General features: G+C 62.0%; 15 protein-coding genes. 6 read left to right on the plus strand and 9 right to left on the minus strand.

Annotation, left to right across the window (positions count from 1 at the left end; all coding sequences use genetic code 11):
• From livM to PMM47T1_RS11075, 5 genes are all read left to right on the plus strand, one after another.
• Window positions 1-1,284 carry a high-affinity branched-chain amino acid ABC transporter permease LivM gene (livM, locus tag PMM47T1_RS11055; RefSeq protein WP_008368601.1) on the plus strand — a complete coding sequence of 428 codons (1,284 nt, stop codon included), beginning with the start codon at window positions 1-3 and terminating at the stop codon, window positions 1,282-1,284.
• Window positions 1,281-2,153, plus strand: coding sequence for an ABC transporter ATP-binding protein (locus PMM47T1_RS11060; RefSeq protein WP_008368602.1), 873 nt, complete (start codon window positions 1,281-1,283; stop codon window positions 2,151-2,153). The genes livM and PMM47T1_RS11060 overlap by 4 nt, the downstream gene beginning before the upstream one ends.
• Window positions 2,150-2,866 (plus strand): ABC transporter ATP-binding protein, encoded by a 717-nt coding sequence (locus tag PMM47T1_RS11065; RefSeq protein WP_008368604.1) that lies wholly within the window; start codon window positions 2,150-2,152, stop codon window positions 2,864-2,866. Before PMM47T1_RS11060 ends, PMM47T1_RS11065 begins: the two co-directional genes overlap by 4 nt.
• Window positions 2,867-3,622: 756 nt before the next feature.
• Window positions 3,623-4,390, plus strand: a complete 768-nt coding sequence (locus tag PMM47T1_RS11070) for an SDR family oxidoreductase (RefSeq protein ID WP_008368606.1) — start codon at window positions 3,623-3,625, stop codon at window positions 4,388-4,390.
• Between the two features lie 25 nt (window positions 4,391-4,415).
• Entirely contained in the window at window positions 4,416-5,324 is a 909-nt protein-coding gene (locus PMM47T1_RS11075; RefSeq protein ID WP_008368608.1) for a cation diffusion facilitator family transporter, read from the plus strand.
• Here the strand turns inward: PMM47T1_RS11075 and PMM47T1_RS11080 are convergent.
• The 7 genes from PMM47T1_RS11080 to PMM47T1_RS11110 form a co-directional block, all read right to left on the minus strand.
• Window positions 5,317-6,408 carry an AGE family epimerase/isomerase gene (locus PMM47T1_RS11080; protein ID WP_008368610.1) on the minus strand — a complete coding sequence of 364 codons (1,092 nt, stop codon included), beginning with the start codon at window positions 6,406-6,408 and terminating at the stop codon, window positions 5,317-5,319. The genes PMM47T1_RS11075 and PMM47T1_RS11080 overlap by 8 nt on opposite strands.
• Before the next feature lie 153 nt (window positions 6,409-6,561).
• Window positions 6,562-7,134 carry a HupE/UreJ family protein gene (locus tag PMM47T1_RS11085; RefSeq protein WP_008368612.1) on the minus strand — a complete coding sequence of 191 codons (573 nt, stop codon included), beginning with the start codon at window positions 7,132-7,134 and terminating at the stop codon, window positions 6,562-6,564.
• Between the two features lie 139 nt (window positions 7,135-7,273).
• Window positions 7,274-7,888, minus strand: a complete 615-nt coding sequence (gene ureG, locus PMM47T1_RS11090; RefSeq protein WP_008368614.1) for an urease accessory protein UreG — start codon at window positions 7,886-7,888, stop codon at window positions 7,274-7,276.
• Between the two features lie 12 nt (window positions 7,889-7,900).
• Window positions 7,901-8,575 (minus strand): urease accessory protein UreF, encoded by a 675-nt coding sequence (locus tag PMM47T1_RS11095; RefSeq protein ID WP_008368616.1) that lies wholly within the window; start codon window positions 8,573-8,575, stop codon window positions 7,901-7,903.
• Window positions 8,572-9,072, minus strand: a complete 501-nt coding sequence (gene ureE, locus PMM47T1_RS11100) for an urease accessory protein UreE (RefSeq protein ID WP_008368618.1) — start codon at window positions 9,070-9,072, stop codon at window positions 8,572-8,574. The genes PMM47T1_RS11095 and ureE overlap by 4 nt, the downstream gene beginning before the upstream one ends.
• A 148-nt stretch (window positions 9,073-9,220) precedes the next feature.
• Entirely contained in the window at window positions 9,221-9,856 is a 636-nt protein-coding gene (locus tag PMM47T1_RS11105; protein WP_008368620.1) for a TetR family transcriptional regulator, read from the minus strand.
• A 99-nt stretch (window positions 9,857-9,955) separates the two neighbouring features.
• The gene (locus PMM47T1_RS11110) at window positions 9,956-10,360 is read right to left on the minus strand and encodes a hypothetical protein (protein WP_008368622.1); all 405 of its coding nucleotides are present in this window, start codon (window positions 10,358-10,360) and stop codon (window positions 9,956-9,958) included.
• 333 nt (window positions 10,361-10,693) lie between these two features.
• On the opposite strand from PMM47T1_RS11110, the gene PMM47T1_RS11115 reads away from it, so the two are divergent.
• On the plus strand, window positions 10,694-12,769 hold the full coding sequence (locus PMM47T1_RS11115) for an AsmA family protein (RefSeq protein ID WP_008368624.1): 2,076 nt from the start codon (window positions 10,694-10,696) through the stop codon (window positions 12,767-12,769).
• Between the two features lie 116 nt (window positions 12,770-12,885).
• Here the strand turns inward: PMM47T1_RS11115 and PMM47T1_RS11120 are convergent, their stop codons facing one another.
• Window positions 12,886-13,413: a ferritin-like domain-containing protein gene (locus tag PMM47T1_RS11120; protein ID WP_008368626.1), complete on the minus strand. Its 528-nt coding sequence runs from the start codon at window positions 13,411-13,413 to the stop codon at window positions 12,886-12,888.
• 138 nt (window positions 13,414-13,551) lie between these two features.
• Window positions 13,552-13,899, minus strand: coding sequence for an osmotically-inducible lipoprotein OsmE (osmE, locus tag PMM47T1_RS11125; RefSeq protein WP_008368629.1), 348 nt, complete (start codon window positions 13,897-13,899; stop codon window positions 13,552-13,554).
• Window positions 13,900-13,995: the final 96 nt, after the last annotated feature.

Below are 13,995 nucleotides of genomic sequence, written 5' to 3' on the forward strand. Positions count from 1 at the left end.
ATGTCTGCTGCCCCTATCAAACCCATCGATATCAAGCAAAGCCTGATCGACGCGGTCATTGCCGGCCTGCTGGCGCTGATCGTCTTCGGCCCCATTGTCGGCGTCGTACTGCAAGGCTACAGCTTCAACCTGCAACCCACGCGCGTCGCCTGGCTGGTGCTGGCAGTGGTGATCGGTCGTTTCCTGATCAGCCTGTTCCTGCAAACGCCAAAAGGCGTTGCTATCTCCCAGGGCATGGAGCGCGGCGGCTCGGGCGTGCACGTGCTGGCGCCGGGGCATAAATCGGTGCTGCGCTGGGTGATTCCCCTGGTGATCGTGCTGGCTCTGGTGTTTCCGGTGTTCGCCAACAAATACGTGCTCACCATCGTCATTCTCGGCCTGATCTACGTGCTGCTGGGGCTGGGCCTGAACATCGTGGTGGGCCTTGCCGGCCTGCTCGACCTGGGGTACGTGGCCTTCTATGCCATCGGCGCCTATGGCCTGGCCCTGGGCTACCAGTACCTGGGCCTGGGCTTCTGGTCGGCGTTGCCACTGGCGGCCATTGCCGCGGCGTTTGCCGGGTGCATATTGGGCTTCCCGGTACTTCGAATGCACGGTGACTACCTGGCCATCGTGACTCTGGGCTTTGGCGAGATCATTCGCCTGATCCTCAACAACTGGTTGTCGTTCACCGGTGGCCCCAACGGCGTGCCGGTACCGTCGCCAACCTTTTTTGGCCTGGAGTTCGGGCGCAAGGCGAAGGAGGGTGGCATCCCGATTCATGAGTTCCTGCACATCGACTACAACCCCGACCTGAAATTCGTGTTCATCTACGCCGTGCTGTTCCTGGTGGTGATTGGCGTGCTGTACATCAAGCACCGCCTCACCCGCATGCCAATCGGCCGCGCCTGGGAAGCCCTGCGCGAAGACGAAATCGCCTGCCGGGCCATGGGCCTGAACCATGTGTTGGTCAAGCTTTCGGCGTTCACCCTGGGCGCATCTACGGCCGGCCTGGCGGGGGTGTTCTTTGCCAGCTACCAAGGCTTCGTCAACCCTACCTCGTTCACCTTCTTCGAGTCGGCGCTGATCCTGGCCATCGTGGTGCTGGGTGGCATGGGCTCCACGGTGGGCGTGGTCATTGCCGCCTTCGTGCTGACCGTAGCCCCCGAGTTGCTGCGCTCGTTCGCCGAATACCGCGTGCTGCTGTTCGGCGTGCTGATGGTGCTGATGATGATCTGGAAACCACGCGGCCTGATTCGCATCAGCCGTACCGGTGTGGTCCCGCGTAAAGGAGTGGCGCCATGAGTGAATACGTACTCACGGTCGAAAAACTGATGATGCACTTCGGTGGCATCAAGGCTCTCAGCGATGTCAGCCTGAAGGTCAAGCGCAATTCGATCTTCGCCCTGATCGGCCCCAACGGCGCCGGCAAGACCACGGTATTCAACTGCCTGACCGGCTTCTACAAGGCCACGGGTGGGCGCATCGAGTTGCAAACCCGCGGCATGAAAACCAACGTCATCAAGCTGCTGGGCGAACCCTTCCAGCCCACCGACTTCGTCTCGCCGCGCAGCTTCGCCAGCCGCCTGTATTACAAGATGTTCGGCGGCACCCACCTGGTCAACCGCGCAGGCCTGGCCCGTACCTTCCAGAACATTCGCCTGTTCAAGGAAATGTCGGTGGTGGAAAACCTGCTGGTGGCCCAGCACATGTGGGTGAACAGGAACATGGTCGCCGGCATTCTCAACACTCGCGGCTATCGCAAGGCTGAAGACGACGCCCTCAACACGGCGTTCTACTGGCTGGAGGTGGTGGACCTGGTGGACTGTGCCAACCGCCTGGCTGGTGAGCTGTCGTACGGCCAACAGCGCCGCCTGGAAATTGCCCGGGCCATGTGCACCCGCCCACAGGTGATCTGCCTGGACGAACCGGCGGCAGGCCTCAACCCACAGGAAACCGAAGCGCTGAGCGGCATGATCCGCCTGCTGCGCGACGAACACGACATGACCATCGTGCTGATCGAACACGACATGGGCATGGTCATGGGCATTTCCGACCATATCGTGGTGCTGGACCACGGCAACGTGATTGCCGAGGGCGGCCCGGAACAGATCCGCAACGACCCGAAAGTGATTGCCGCCTACCTGGGCGCGGATGAAGAGGAACTGGTATGAGTACCCCGATCCTCGAACTGAAAGAGCTCGACGTGTTTTACGGGCCCATCCAGGCCCTGAAAAAAGTGTCCATGCACATCAACGAAGGCGAGACGGTGAGCCTGATCGGCTCCAACGGCGCGGGCAAGTCGACGCTGCTGATGTCGATCTTCGGCCAGCCGCGCGCTGCGGGCGGGCAGATCATTTACCAGGGCACCGACATCACCAAGAAGTCTTCCCACTACATTGCCTCAAACGGCATAGCCCAGTCTCCGGAAGGGCGGCGGGTGTTCCCGGACATGTCGGTGGAAGAGAACCTGATGATGGGCACCATCCCCATCGGCGACAAGTTTGCCGGTGAGGACATGCAGCGCATGTTCGAACTGTTCCCACGCCTCAAGGAACGCCGCAATCAGCGCGCCATGACCATGTCGGGGGGCGAGCAGCAGATGCTGGCCATCGCCCGCGCCCTGATGAGCCGGCCCAAGCTGTTGCTGCTCGACGAGCCGTCGCTGGGCCTGGCGCCCATTGTGGTGAAGCAGATCTTCAGCACCTTGCGTGAGCTGGCCAAGTCTGGCATGACCATCTTTCTGGTGGAGCAGAACGCCAACCATGCGCTCAAGCTCTCGGACCGGGCCTATGTGATGGTCAACGGCGAGATCCGCCTGACCGGTACCGGGCAGGAGCTGTTGAGCAATGACGAGGTGCGCAACGCTTATTTGGGCGGCCACTGAGTGCAGCCGCTGCCGCAGGCTGCGCTGGCCCGTAACCACCCAGGAGATTCTCAGCAAGGCATAGGGCCAGCGTAGCCTGTCGGCAGCGGCCACAAAGCACCGAAAAAGGGTTTTCCACCGGATTGTGGAAAACCCTTTTCTGCATCTCGCGCACTGCGACATAAAACCACCCTAATTAATTGTTTTGTCATGCTTTGCAGTTGTCCCCGTTTATTGTGGGCCTGGCTGTGGGTAACTTGGGTGTAGGTCGCTGAAAGCCTTTATCCGCGTGCCTTTCAGCTTGCTGTTCAATTTTTGATCAGTGACGTGCAGGTCGCCGGCATGGCTGTTTGTCAAGTCCTTATCCACTGCTGAATACCGTTCATCATGGCTCGAAAAAGCTGTGGATAAGTCTGTGGGCAAGCATTGGAAAGAGTGCCATGGGCGGCGCAATTACTGGCCTGGCGCCATGCCTGCGGTTTCCCTGTCAACGCGCTGGCGCGTGGGCTGCATGTTTTTGACCTTTGGGTCAAGGCCAAAACGCTCTACAACTTGCTACACGCACCGTATCCTGCGGGTTTATGCACAGCACAGTTGCCCACGGATACTGTGCAAGGCCCTGTGGATAAGGTGCGTAAAAGTAGCGCCAGCCCCTCTACTGCAAGGGTTTGCGATGAGTGGTTGTTTTTTGATCAGTGCTGCCTTTTACTTGCCGTGCCGCCTTTGCGCGGGCATGCTTTGAAACAATCTTTTCCCACAGCTTTCCAGGAGCATGAAATGACTTCCACAGTGTTTATCACCGGCGCCACTTCCGGGTTTGGCGAAGCCTGCGCGCGCCGTTTTGCCGAGGCCGGCTGGTCGCTGGTATTGACCGGTCGTCGTGAGGAGCGTTTGAACGCCCTGTGCGAAGAGCTTTCCAAACAGACCAAGGTTCACGGCCTGGTGCTGGACGTGCGTGACCGCAAGGCCATGGAAGATGCCATTGGCAACCTGCCGCCCGAGTTCGCCAAACTGACCGGCCTGATCAACAACGCCGGCCTGGCATTAGGCGTGGACCCCGCACCCAAGTGCGACCTGGACGACTGGGACACCATGGTGGACACCAACGTCAAGGGCCTGATGTACAGCACCCGCCTGTTGCTGCCACGCCTGATTGCCCAAGGCCGCGGCGCCAGCATCGTCAACCTCGGTTCGGTGGCCGGCAACTACCCCTACCCAGGCAGCCACGTGTACGGTGCCACCAAGGCGTTCGTGAAGCAGTTTTCCCTGAACCTGCGCTGCGACCTGCAGGGCACGGGCGTGCGTGTTACCAACCTGGAGCCGGGCCTGTGTGAAAGCGAGTTCTCGCTGGTGCGCTTCAACGGTGACCAGGCGCGTTACGACGCCACCTACGCCGGCGCCGAGCCTATCCAGCCCCAGGACATCGCCGACACCATCTTCTGGATCATGAACACCCCGGCCCACGTCAACATCAACAGCCTGGAACTGATGCCCGTCACTCAGAGCTGGGCCGGTTTCGCCATCGAACGCCCGCACAAGGCCTGATATCGCACGCAAGGAAGGTGCACACATGAACAACCGGCATGAACAACTGCTGCTCAAGCAATCGACGTTGCTGATGCTGGTGGTGGCTATTGCCGGCATGGTGGTGGGCTTTGTTTCCGGGTCGCAGTCGATTCTGTTCGACGGCTTCTTTTCGTTGGTGGCAACGTTCATCAAGGTGTTGATGCTGATTACCGCCCGCCTGATTGCCCGGCGCCAGGGCAGCGAGCGCTTCCAGTTCGGTTTCTGGCACCTGGAGCCCATGGTGCTGTTGATCGAAGGCAGCTTCCTGCTGCTGATCGCTGTGTATGCGTTTCTCAACGGTCTGTTCGGCCTGCTCAAGGGCGGGCGGGACATTGAGTTGGGGTTGGTGATCGGTTATGCGGCGGTGTTTACCGTCGTGGACTTTGCTTATTACTTCTATGTAAAGCGGCGTAACCGCACGTTGAAGTCGTCGCTGATCGGCTTCGACAACGTCAGCTGGCTGGTGGACGCCATGCTTTCGGTGGGGCTGTTGATCAGCTTCCTGATTGCCTGGAGCCTGAAGCACAACGGTCATGATGACTGGGCGCTGTTCGTCGACCCGTTGATCCTTATCGCGCTGGCGCTGTGCATGCTGCCACCGGCCGCGCGGATCATCGGGCCGTCACTGCGCGACGTGTTGGGCATTGCTCCGGACACCCTGGATGACACAGTGCGCCTGGTGATGGAGGCGGCCCAGGAGCGCCATGGCTTCGAGAGCTTCGTCACCTATGTGCAGAAGCACGGGCGTGGGCGTTTCATCGAGATTCACGTGGTGCTGCCGGCGGGTTATCCACTGCAGGGCATCGGCACCCTGGATGAGCTGCGTGAAGAAATCTCCGCGCAGTTGGGCAAGCCAGAGCCGGACCGCTGGCTGACCGTCAGCTTCACCGGCGACCGCAAGTGGACTACCTGAGGGCGGCGGCCAGGCTTTCGTAACAGGTTGCCAGGTGGTAGGGGGTGGTGGAGGGCATGTCCTTGCGGCTAACCTCGCCACCGGCGTCCCGGCACTCGTACCAGCCATCGCCATGCAGGAAGCGCTCGCGCAGCACCTGCAACTGCTTGGCCACCGGGCCATCGCTGCGCAGGGTCAATGCACGGAGGTATTCAGCCTGCGCCCAGATGCGCTGGGTGGCGTCGCGTACACCGCCGTCAACGTCCAGCATCGACAGCACGCCGCCGTCCTTCACGCCCATGCGCTCGGAAGGGGCGAACGCCTGGTCCAGCGAGGCATGCAACGGGCTGCCCTGCAGCAGTGGCGAGGACTCCAGCAGATAGAACCATTCGAACTGGTGACCCGGCTCCCACCAGTTATCCACAGCACCGCAGGGTTTTTCCATCAGCAAACCCGATTCGGCATCCACAAAGCGCGCCTGCATGGCTGTGCATAAGTCCAGCAGCGCAGCCTTCACAACCTGATCGTCGCGCACCGCCAAGGTGGCCAGGAAGGCTTCGGCCAAATGCATCAGTGGGTTTTGCAGGGGGCCGGCGCCTTGCGGCGACCAGTCTTCGCCCAGCGCAGCCTCGTACAGCCCATCGTCTGTGGAAAACTGCGTAGCCACCACGCTCAGTGCGGCATTGAGCACCGACTCGGCCAGCGAGTCGTGCGAACGTTGCCAGTAATGGGCGCAGGCAAAGATGATGAAGGCGTGGGTGTACAGGTCTTTGGTGCGGTCCAGCGGCCGTGCCTGGGCATCGATGCTGTAGAACCAGCCGCCGTGCTCGGCGTCATGGAAATGCTTTTGCAGCGAGCGGAACAGCGCGGCGGCATGTTCACGAGCGCCTGGCTGCTCGATCAGGCCGGAAAACAGGTACAGCTGGCGGGCGCACGCCATGGCCCGGTAGCGCAGCACGGGCATGGGCCGGTGCTGTGGGTCCAAGGCTTCATAGGGCAGCGCCAGCTCGGCGTTCCAGCCGGGCCCTTGCCATAGCGGCACGATGGTCTTCAGGAAGTGCTCATGCACGGCGGTGAAGGCGGCTTTTGGGGAGTGATCGAGCATGAAAGGTGTCGTCAAAGGGGCGATTTGGGCGACATGGTAACAGGGATGAAGCCAGTGGGAGTGGGCTCTGCCCGCGAAAAGGGCACTGCAGACTATCTGCTGCTGCGCGGTGTTCTTTTCGCGGGTAGAACCCGCTCCCACAGGGGAGTTGAATCAGCCGGCGAGCAGCCAGGCGCCAGTCAGGGCAGACAGGGCGCCAGCGATGCGGACCAGCGGGCTGGCCGCTTGCGGCAGCAGGCGCACCGCGGCGTAGCCAACGGCATGCAGGGCGGCAGTGGCGGCAACGAAACCGGCGGCATAGGCCCATGGGCTCGACATCTCCGGCAGCTCAAGGCCGTGAGCCACGCCATGGAACAGGGCGAACACCGCAGTGGCGCATACGGCCAGCGCGACAGGCGGGCGAATGGCCAACGCCACGGCCAGGCCCAGGGCCAGCACCGAGGCGGCGATGCCGCTTTCCAGGCCCGGCAGTTCAAGGCCTTCAAAGCCCAGCAGGCCGCCGATCAGCATGGTGCCGACAAAGGTGCACGGCAACGCCCAGCGCGCCTTGCCGGTCTGCTGGGCGGCCCACAGGCCCACGGCCAGCATGGCCAGCAGGTGGTCGATACCGGTCAATGGGTGCAATACGCCGGCGACGATGCCGTGCTCGCCGTGGCCGGGGTGGGCGAAGGCCAGGGCGGGGGTGAGCAGCAGGGCGGCAGCGCCGAGGAGTTTTTTCAGGGTCATCTCTAAGCTTCCTTGTTGAACGTACGTGTAGGAGCGGACTGCGTCCGCGAACCAAGCGATGCGGTGCGTCAGCGAGTGCGCGGTGTAGCCTTCGCGGGCACGGCCCTACAGGGGATGGTGGTGGATGCACAGATCCGGGTCAGGCTGCGGTCAGCAGCCCCTGGCGTTCGATGAAGGCGATGATGGCCTCCAGGCCCTGGCCGGTTTTCTGGTTGCTGAACACGAAAGGCTTATCGCCGCGCATGCGCCGGGTGTCGCCATCCATCATTTCCAGCGAGGCGCCCACCAGCGGGGCCAGGTCGATCTTGTTGATCACCAGCAGGTCAGACTTGCAGATGCCCGGGCCGCCCTTGCGCGGCAGCTTGTCGCCGGCCGACACGTCGATCACGTAGATAGTCAGGTCCGACAGCTCGGGGCTGAAGGTGGCCGACAGGTTGTCGCCGCCCGATTCCACCAGGATCAGGTCCAGGCCGGGGAAGCGACGGTTGAGCTGATCCACCGCCTCCAGGTTGATGGAGGCGTCTTCACGAATGGCCGTGTGCGGGCAACCGCCGGTTTCCACGCCGATGATGCGCTCGGGCGCCAGGGCCTCGTTGCGCACCAGGAAGTCGGCGTCTTCGCGGGTGTAGATATCGTTGGTGACCACGGCCAGGTTGTAGCGCTCGCGCAGGGCCAGGCACAGGGCCAGGGTCAGGGCGGTCTTGCCGGAGCCGACCGGGCCGCCGATGCCGACGCGCAGGGGCTGGGTATTCATTGTTGTCATCTCCTAGGAACGGAACAGGCGGCTGTACTGGCGCTCGTGGGCCATGCTCGCCAAAGACAGGCCAAAAGCGGCGCTGCCGTAGTGGTGGGGGTCGAGTTCGGTGGCATTACGTTGTGCTTGCTGCAGCTGCGGCAGCAGTTCACTGGTCAGGCGCTGGGCTGCTTGCTGGCCCAGGGGCAGGGTTTTCATCAGTACCGCCAGCTGGTTTTCCAGCCAGCTCCAAAGCCAGGCGGCCAGCGCGTCGTCGGCGCTGATCTGCCAGGCGCGCGCGGCCAGCGCCCAGCCCAGGGCCAGGTGCGGCTCGGCGGTGGCGGCGAGGAAGTCACGCGCGAGCGGGTCCAGCTCCGGCAAACCGTTCAGCAGTTGCTTGAGGGAATAGCCCATTTGCCGGCTTTCCTGGGCCAGCTCGCGGGTTTCGCGGCTGGCGCGGTGTTCATCGCTCAGCGCTCGCAGCGCTTGCCAGTCATCGCGGCCGGCCGCCTTGCAGTGCGCCAGCAACAGTGGCGCTTCGAACCTGGCCAAATTGAGCAGTAGTTGGTCGCTGATCCAGCGCCGGGCGTCAACGGCCTGTTTTACCGTACCTTGCTCCACGGCCATTTCCAGGCCCTGGGAATAGCTGTAGCCGCCAATTGGCAGTTGTGGGCTGGCCAGGCGCAGCAGGGCCCACGCCGGATTCATGTGCGCACGCCGAACTGGTGGAGTTTGGGGGCGTAGTTGAAGTTTTCATCACCGTGGCGCGAATGGTGGTGCCCGCCGCCGTAAGCGCCGTGCTCGGGCTGGAAGGGCGCCTCGATGGCCTCGGTGGTGGCGCCCAGCTGTTCGAGCATGGCCTTGAGCACATAGTCGTCCAGCAGGCGCAACCAGCCGTCACCCACTTGCAGGGCCACGTGGCGGTTGCCCAGGTGATAGGCGGCGCGGGTCAGTTCGAAGGCATTGGCACAGGTGACGTGCAGCAAAGCCTCGGGGCGGGCGACGACTTTGACGATGCGTCCATCCTGGGCTTCCAGGCATTCGCCATCGTGCAGCGGAGGCTGGCCGCGTTCGAGAAACAGGCCGACGTCTTCGCCGTCGGCACTAAAACAGCGCAGGCGGCTTTTGCTGCGCGCTTCGAAATTGAGGTGTAATTCGGCCGACCAGTCAGGTTTTGGCTCGGTTCTGCGGTGGATCACCAGCATTTTCAGGCATCCGGCTGTGTGCGTTATTCACCTGACAGCAAGTGTCTTGCCAACATGCTAGCGCTGCGAATGCCGGCCTTGTGCCAGAAGATTGGGCAATAAAATGTTACATATTGGTGCGCTTCGGCCTGTATGGCACCAACCTGGGTCAGTCGTCAATACTGCTCAGGCCTTGCCAGTGTTTGGCGCCCATGAAAATGAAGCGCAACTGCTGGGTAATTTTCGCTTGGGGCGAGATGTGTCGGGGGGAGGTATCGGCAGGCGGGTCGATCAGCTCGGGCAGGGTGGCGAACACGGTCTTCACCACCAGGTCAGCCATCACCGCCAGCGCGGCGCTGTCCAGGTGCTGCCACTTGGGCATCAGCCCAAGATCGGCGGCAAGGTCGGAGCTGATGCCGTCGCGCAGGCAGGTCAATGCCTGGCGCACGGGGCGTGAGTCACCGTACTGCTCGCGTGCCAGAAACAGAAACTGCGAGCGGTTGGCCGCCACGCTGTCGAGGAAGATGCGCACCGAAGCGTCCGTGAGGCCACGAAATTCGAACTCGTTGCGGCGTACGCGGCGGATGGTGTCGCGGAAGGTTTCGCCCACTTCGTTGACCAGCGCCAGGCCCAGTTGGTCCATGTCATCGAAATGCCGATAGAAGCCGGTAGGGACTATGCCCGCGGCCTTGGCCACTTCACGCAGGCTAATGCTGCCGAAACCACGGCCGGCATCGATCAACTGCCTTGCGGCATCGAGAAGGGCGTGACGGGTCTGCTGTTTCTGTTCGGCGCGGGGCAACATGGTGCGGGATTCTGTGAAGGGCAGCGCAGCACTCTAGCAAATCAGGGGAAAAATCAAAGCCCGGTGCAGGGACCGGGCTTTGTTCAGGGCAACCAAGGCTCAGCTCGCACGGTTCAGGGTGCGATCGGAACCGTCCTGGGCAACCAGTACCGAGGTACGGTCCGAAGCATTCAGGCTGACGCGGTTCAGGGTGCGGTCGGAGCCGTCTTGAGCAACGCGGTTCAGGGTGCGGTCGGAGCCGTCTTGGGCAACGCGGTTCAGGGTGCGGTCGGAGCCGTCTTGGGCAACGCGGTTCAGGGTGCGGTCGGAGCCGTCTTGGGCAACGCGGTTCAGGGTGCGGTCGGAGCCGTCTTGAGCAACGCGGTTCAGGGTGCGGTCAGAACCGTCCTGGGCAACGATGACGCTGGCGCTGTGTTGGGCAACGGGTTGTTGAACGTTGCCGGCAGCGAAGACGTTGGCGGCCAGTACAGAGAGGGTCAGGGTCAGCAACAATTGGCGTTTCATGATTTGGCGCTCCTTTGGAGGGCTGAAAAGTGGGTACGGAGCCAATGCTACTCTTGAGAATTAGATATAAAAGTTCATATAGGTAATGGTAACAATCAACGGAATTGATTGTTTGTCCTGAGGCCGTCAAATCAACGCCTTACAGCGCTTTTCCGTGCACCGCCGCAGGGAGCCGCGGGAAAAAATGCGCCACCATGGAACGCTTGCCGAGCAAAGTGTTCGCCGATTTCATCAATCCGGTTAAACCCCAAGGCGGTTTGCCAGTCCTAACGTAAATGCTGCAACCGAGCGTGCCGCCCGTTTTACGGCCCGCTGTCACTTGGAGAATCGTGCATGACGCGCCCCCGCAAGATCCTGGCCTGGATAGTTGGCACCTTCGTGGTACTGATTGCTGTATTGGTGGTGGTTATCGCCACCTTTGACTGGAATCGCGTGAAGCCCACGCTCAATGCCAAGGTGTCCGAGGCTTTGCACCGGCCGTTCGCCATCAATGGCAACCTTGATGTGCAGTGGGCCCGCGAGCCCGCGCAGGGTGGCTGGCGCGCCTGGGTGCCGTGGCCGCGCTTCGTGGCCGAGGACCTGACGCTGGGTAACCCCGACTGGTCGAAACAGCCGCAAATGGTCAGCCTCAAACGGGTAGAGTTCCGCCTGTCGCCCCTGCCGTTGCTGGCCGAGCACATTGTGATCCCCCGCATCGACCTGACCGAACCGGATGCCAACCTGCAACGGCTGGCGGACGGCCGGGCCAACTGGACGTTCGATTTCGGCCCGAAAGACCCCAATGCCGAACCCTCGAAATGGGTCATGGACATCGGCTCCATTGGCTTCGACAAAGGTCATGTGGTGTACGACGACGTGACGCTCAAGGCTCACGCCGATGTACTGATCGATCTGCTGGGCAAGCCCATTCCCTTCAGCGATATCGTGGGCAGCGGTGCGGCCAAGAAGGTCAGTGACCAGGGCGCTACCGCCCAGGATTACGCATTCGGTTTCAAGGTGACGGGTCGTTACAAGGACCAACCGTTGAGCGGCAACGGCAAGATCGGCGGGCTACTGGCCCTGCAGGACGCCGCCAGCCCCTTCCCGGTGCAAGCGGATGTACGCATTGCCGATACCCATGTAGTGGTGGCCGGTACCCTCACTGACCCGCGCAACCTGGGGGCGTTGGACCTGCGCCTGAAGCTTGAAGGCGTCAGCCTGAGCAAGTTGTACCCGCTGACGGGGGTGACGCTGCCCGATTCACCGCCTTATTCCACCGACGGGCACCTGCAAGCGAAGTTACATGACGCCAACGGCGCCAGGTTCGACTATCAGGACTTCAACGGCAAGATCGGTGACAGCGATATTCATGGCGACCTGGGCTTCGTGGCCAGCCAGCCGCGGCCCAAGCTGACCGGCAAGCTGGTGTCCAACCAACTGCTGTTCACCGACCTGGCGCCGCTGATCGGGGCCGACTCCAATGCCAAGCAGGCCGCGCGCGGCAGCGAAAGCAAGCAACCGAGCGGCAAGGTGCTGCCTGTGGAAGAGTTTCGCACCGAGCGCTGGCGCACCATGGACGCCGACGTCGAGTTCACTGGCAAGAAGATCGTACAGAGCAAGGAATTGCCCTTCACCGACCTCTACACCCACGTGGTGCTGGACGACGGTCAGTTGAACCTGGAACCGCTGCGATTCGGTGTGGCAGGGGGTAACCTTGACGCACAGATCCGCCTGAACGGCCGCACCACGCCCTTGCAGGGCCATGCCAAGCTGACGGCGCGGGGTTTCAAGCTCAAGCAGCTGTTCCCTACGTTCGAACCGATGAAAACCAGCTTTGGCCAGCTTAACGGCGACGCCGATATCAGCGGCACGGGCAATTCGGTGGCGGCCTTGCTGGGCACCTCCAATGGTGACCTCAAGCTGTTGATCAACGATGGCGCCATCAGCCGCAGCCTGATGGAGATTGCCGGCCTGAACGTGGGCAACTATGTGGTGGGCAAGATCTTTGGCGACAACGAGGTGAAGATCAATTGCGCGGCGGCCGACCTGGGCATCAAGGATGGCCTGGCGGCGCCTCGGCTGTTCGTGTTCGATACCGAGAACGCCATCATCTACATCGACGGCACCGCCAACTTCAAGACCGAGCAGTTGGACCTGAAGATCAACCCCGAATCCAAGGGCTTCCGCCTGCTGTCGCTGCGCTCGCCGTTGTACGTGCGTGGCCCGTTCGCCAAGCCCAGCGCTGGCGTACAGGCGGTGCCGCTGTTGCTGCGCGGCGCCGGCATGATTGCCCTTGGCGTGGTGGCGGCACCGGCCGCAGGCTTGCTTGCCCTGGTGGCGCCCAGCGGTGGTGAACCCAACCAATGCACGCCGTTGCTGGAGCAGATGAAAGCCGGCAAGACCCCGAAAACCGTGCAAAGCAGCCACTGAGTTGCAGTAGGCAGGAGCGGGCTCTGCCCGCAAAAAAACACCGCGGAGTACCTGATACTCCGCGGTGCGGCTTTCGCGGGCAGAGCCCGCTCCCACATGGAAAGATCCAAAGCAACTTACAGGCCTTCGAGAATGTCCGCCATGTCGTCGGCGTGCTCTTCTTCCTGGGCCAGGATGTCTTCGAACACGCGGCGGCTGGTGGGGTCCTTGTCGCCGATGTATTGGATGATCTCGCGGTAGCTGTCGATGGCAATCCGCTCGGCCACCAGGTCTTCGTAGACCATTTCCTTAAGCGTGCTGCCGGGCTTGTACTCGGCGTGGGAGCGGCTGCTGAGGCTGTCGGGGTTGAAGTCCGGCTCACCACCCAGTTGCACGATGCGCTCGGCCAGTTTGTCGGCGTGTTCGGCTTCCTGGGTAGCGTGCTCCAGGAATTCGGCGGCGGCGACCTGGGCCTTGACGCCCTTGGCCATGTAGTAATGGCGCTTGTAGCGCAGCACGCACACCAGTTCGGTGGCCAGCGAGTCGTTGAGCAGGCGAATGACTTCCTCGCGGTCGCCTTCATAGCCTTCGGTCACCGCGCCCTGGTCGACGTTCTTGCGAGCGCGGTCACGCAGGGTGTTCTTGTCAATCAATGCAATAGTCATGGCAATCTCCAGGCGATACGGTTGGGGCCGTCACGCTCTATCGCGCCCGTGGTCCACGGGCGCCCGGCCTGATCGGTTACAGAGGTTGTGAGTACGGGACGCGGCGGAAAGTTTTATCGGTGTTGGCACGCGCCGACATCAGGGCATGGCCTTGACGTTGCCTTTGTGCTGCGCGCAGGTCATGAAGCCCTTGCTGTCCACATGGCCGCTGGCATCGAACGTCACGTAATAGGCCTGCTGCTTGCCGTCGGTGTTGAGCACGTAGTTGTTACAGGTGCCGGCGCTGGTCTTGCCGTTACCGTCGACCACCGAGGAAGGCGTGCCGCCGATGGCGATGACCTGTTGCATGGTCATGCCGTTATCCACTTGCTTGACCAGTGGTTCGTCGCGGAAGGTCACAAAGTCCACGGGGTTTTCGACCTTGGTGCCGGCGCAGCCCGCCAGCGAAGCCAGTACACACACTGTAGCCAGGGTTTGCTTGTACATGGTGTCGCTCCTTCGAATGAGCCAATGGTGGCCCCTTAATACTGGGGCAACGGCGATTCACAGGAGTTCGATGTCAGTACGCTAGTATTCAGGCTT

The sequence above is a fragment of the Pseudomonas sp. M47T1 genome, assembly GCF_000263855.1.
Taxonomy (GTDB): domain Bacteria; phylum Pseudomonadota; class Gammaproteobacteria; order Pseudomonadales; family Pseudomonadaceae; genus Aquipseudomonas.

Coding starts and splice junctions, on each gene's coding strand:
- livM (WP_008368601.1), top strand. CDS start 1: ATGTCTGCTGCCCCTATCAAACCCATCGATATCAAGCAAAGCCTGATC.
- PMM47T1_RS11060 (WP_008368602.1), top strand. CDS start 1,281: ATGAGTGAATACGTACTCACGGTCGAAAAACTGATGATGCACTTCGGT.
- PMM47T1_RS11065 (WP_008368604.1), top strand. CDS start 2,150: ATGAGTACCCCGATCCTCGAACTGAAAGAGCTCGACGTGTTTTACGGG.
- PMM47T1_RS11070 (WP_008368606.1), top strand. CDS start 3,623: ATGACTTCCACAGTGTTTATCACCGGCGCCACTTCCGGGTTTGGCGAA.
- PMM47T1_RS11075 (WP_008368608.1), top strand. CDS start 4,416: ATGAACAACCGGCATGAACAACTGCTGCTCAAGCAATCGACGTTGCTG.
- PMM47T1_RS11080 (WP_008368610.1), bottom strand. CDS start 6,408: ATGCTCGATCACTCCCCAAAAGCCGCCTTCACCGCCGTGCATGAGCAC.
- PMM47T1_RS11085 (WP_008368612.1), bottom strand. CDS start 7,134: ATGACCCTGAAAAAACTCCTCGGCGCTGCCGCCCTGCTGCTCACCCCC.
- ureG (WP_008368614.1), bottom strand. CDS start 7,888: ATGAATACCCAGCCCCTGCGCGTCGGCATCGGCGGCCCGGTCGGCTCC.
- PMM47T1_RS11095 (WP_008368616.1), bottom strand. CDS start 8,575: ATGAATCCGGCGTGGGCCCTGCTGCGCCTGGCCAGCCCACAACTGCCA.
- ureE (WP_008368618.1), bottom strand. CDS start 9,072: ATGCTGGTGATCCACCGCAGAACCGAGCCAAAACCTGACTGGTCGGCC.
- PMM47T1_RS11105 (WP_008368620.1), bottom strand. CDS start 9,856: ATGTTGCCCCGCGCCGAACAGAAACAGCAGACCCGTCACGCCCTTCTC.
- PMM47T1_RS11110 (WP_008368622.1), bottom strand. CDS start 10,360: ATGAAACGCCAATTGTTGCTGACCCTGACCCTCTCTGTACTGGCCGCC.
- PMM47T1_RS11115 (WP_008368624.1), top strand. CDS start 10,694: ATGACGCGCCCCCGCAAGATCCTGGCCTGGATAGTTGGCACCTTCGTG.
- PMM47T1_RS11120 (WP_008368626.1), bottom strand. CDS start 13,413: ATGACTATTGCATTGATTGACAAGAACACCCTGCGTGACCGCGCTCGC.
- osmE (WP_008368629.1), bottom strand. CDS start 13,899: ATGTACAAGCAAACCCTGGCTACAGTGTGTGTACTGGCTTCGCTGGCG.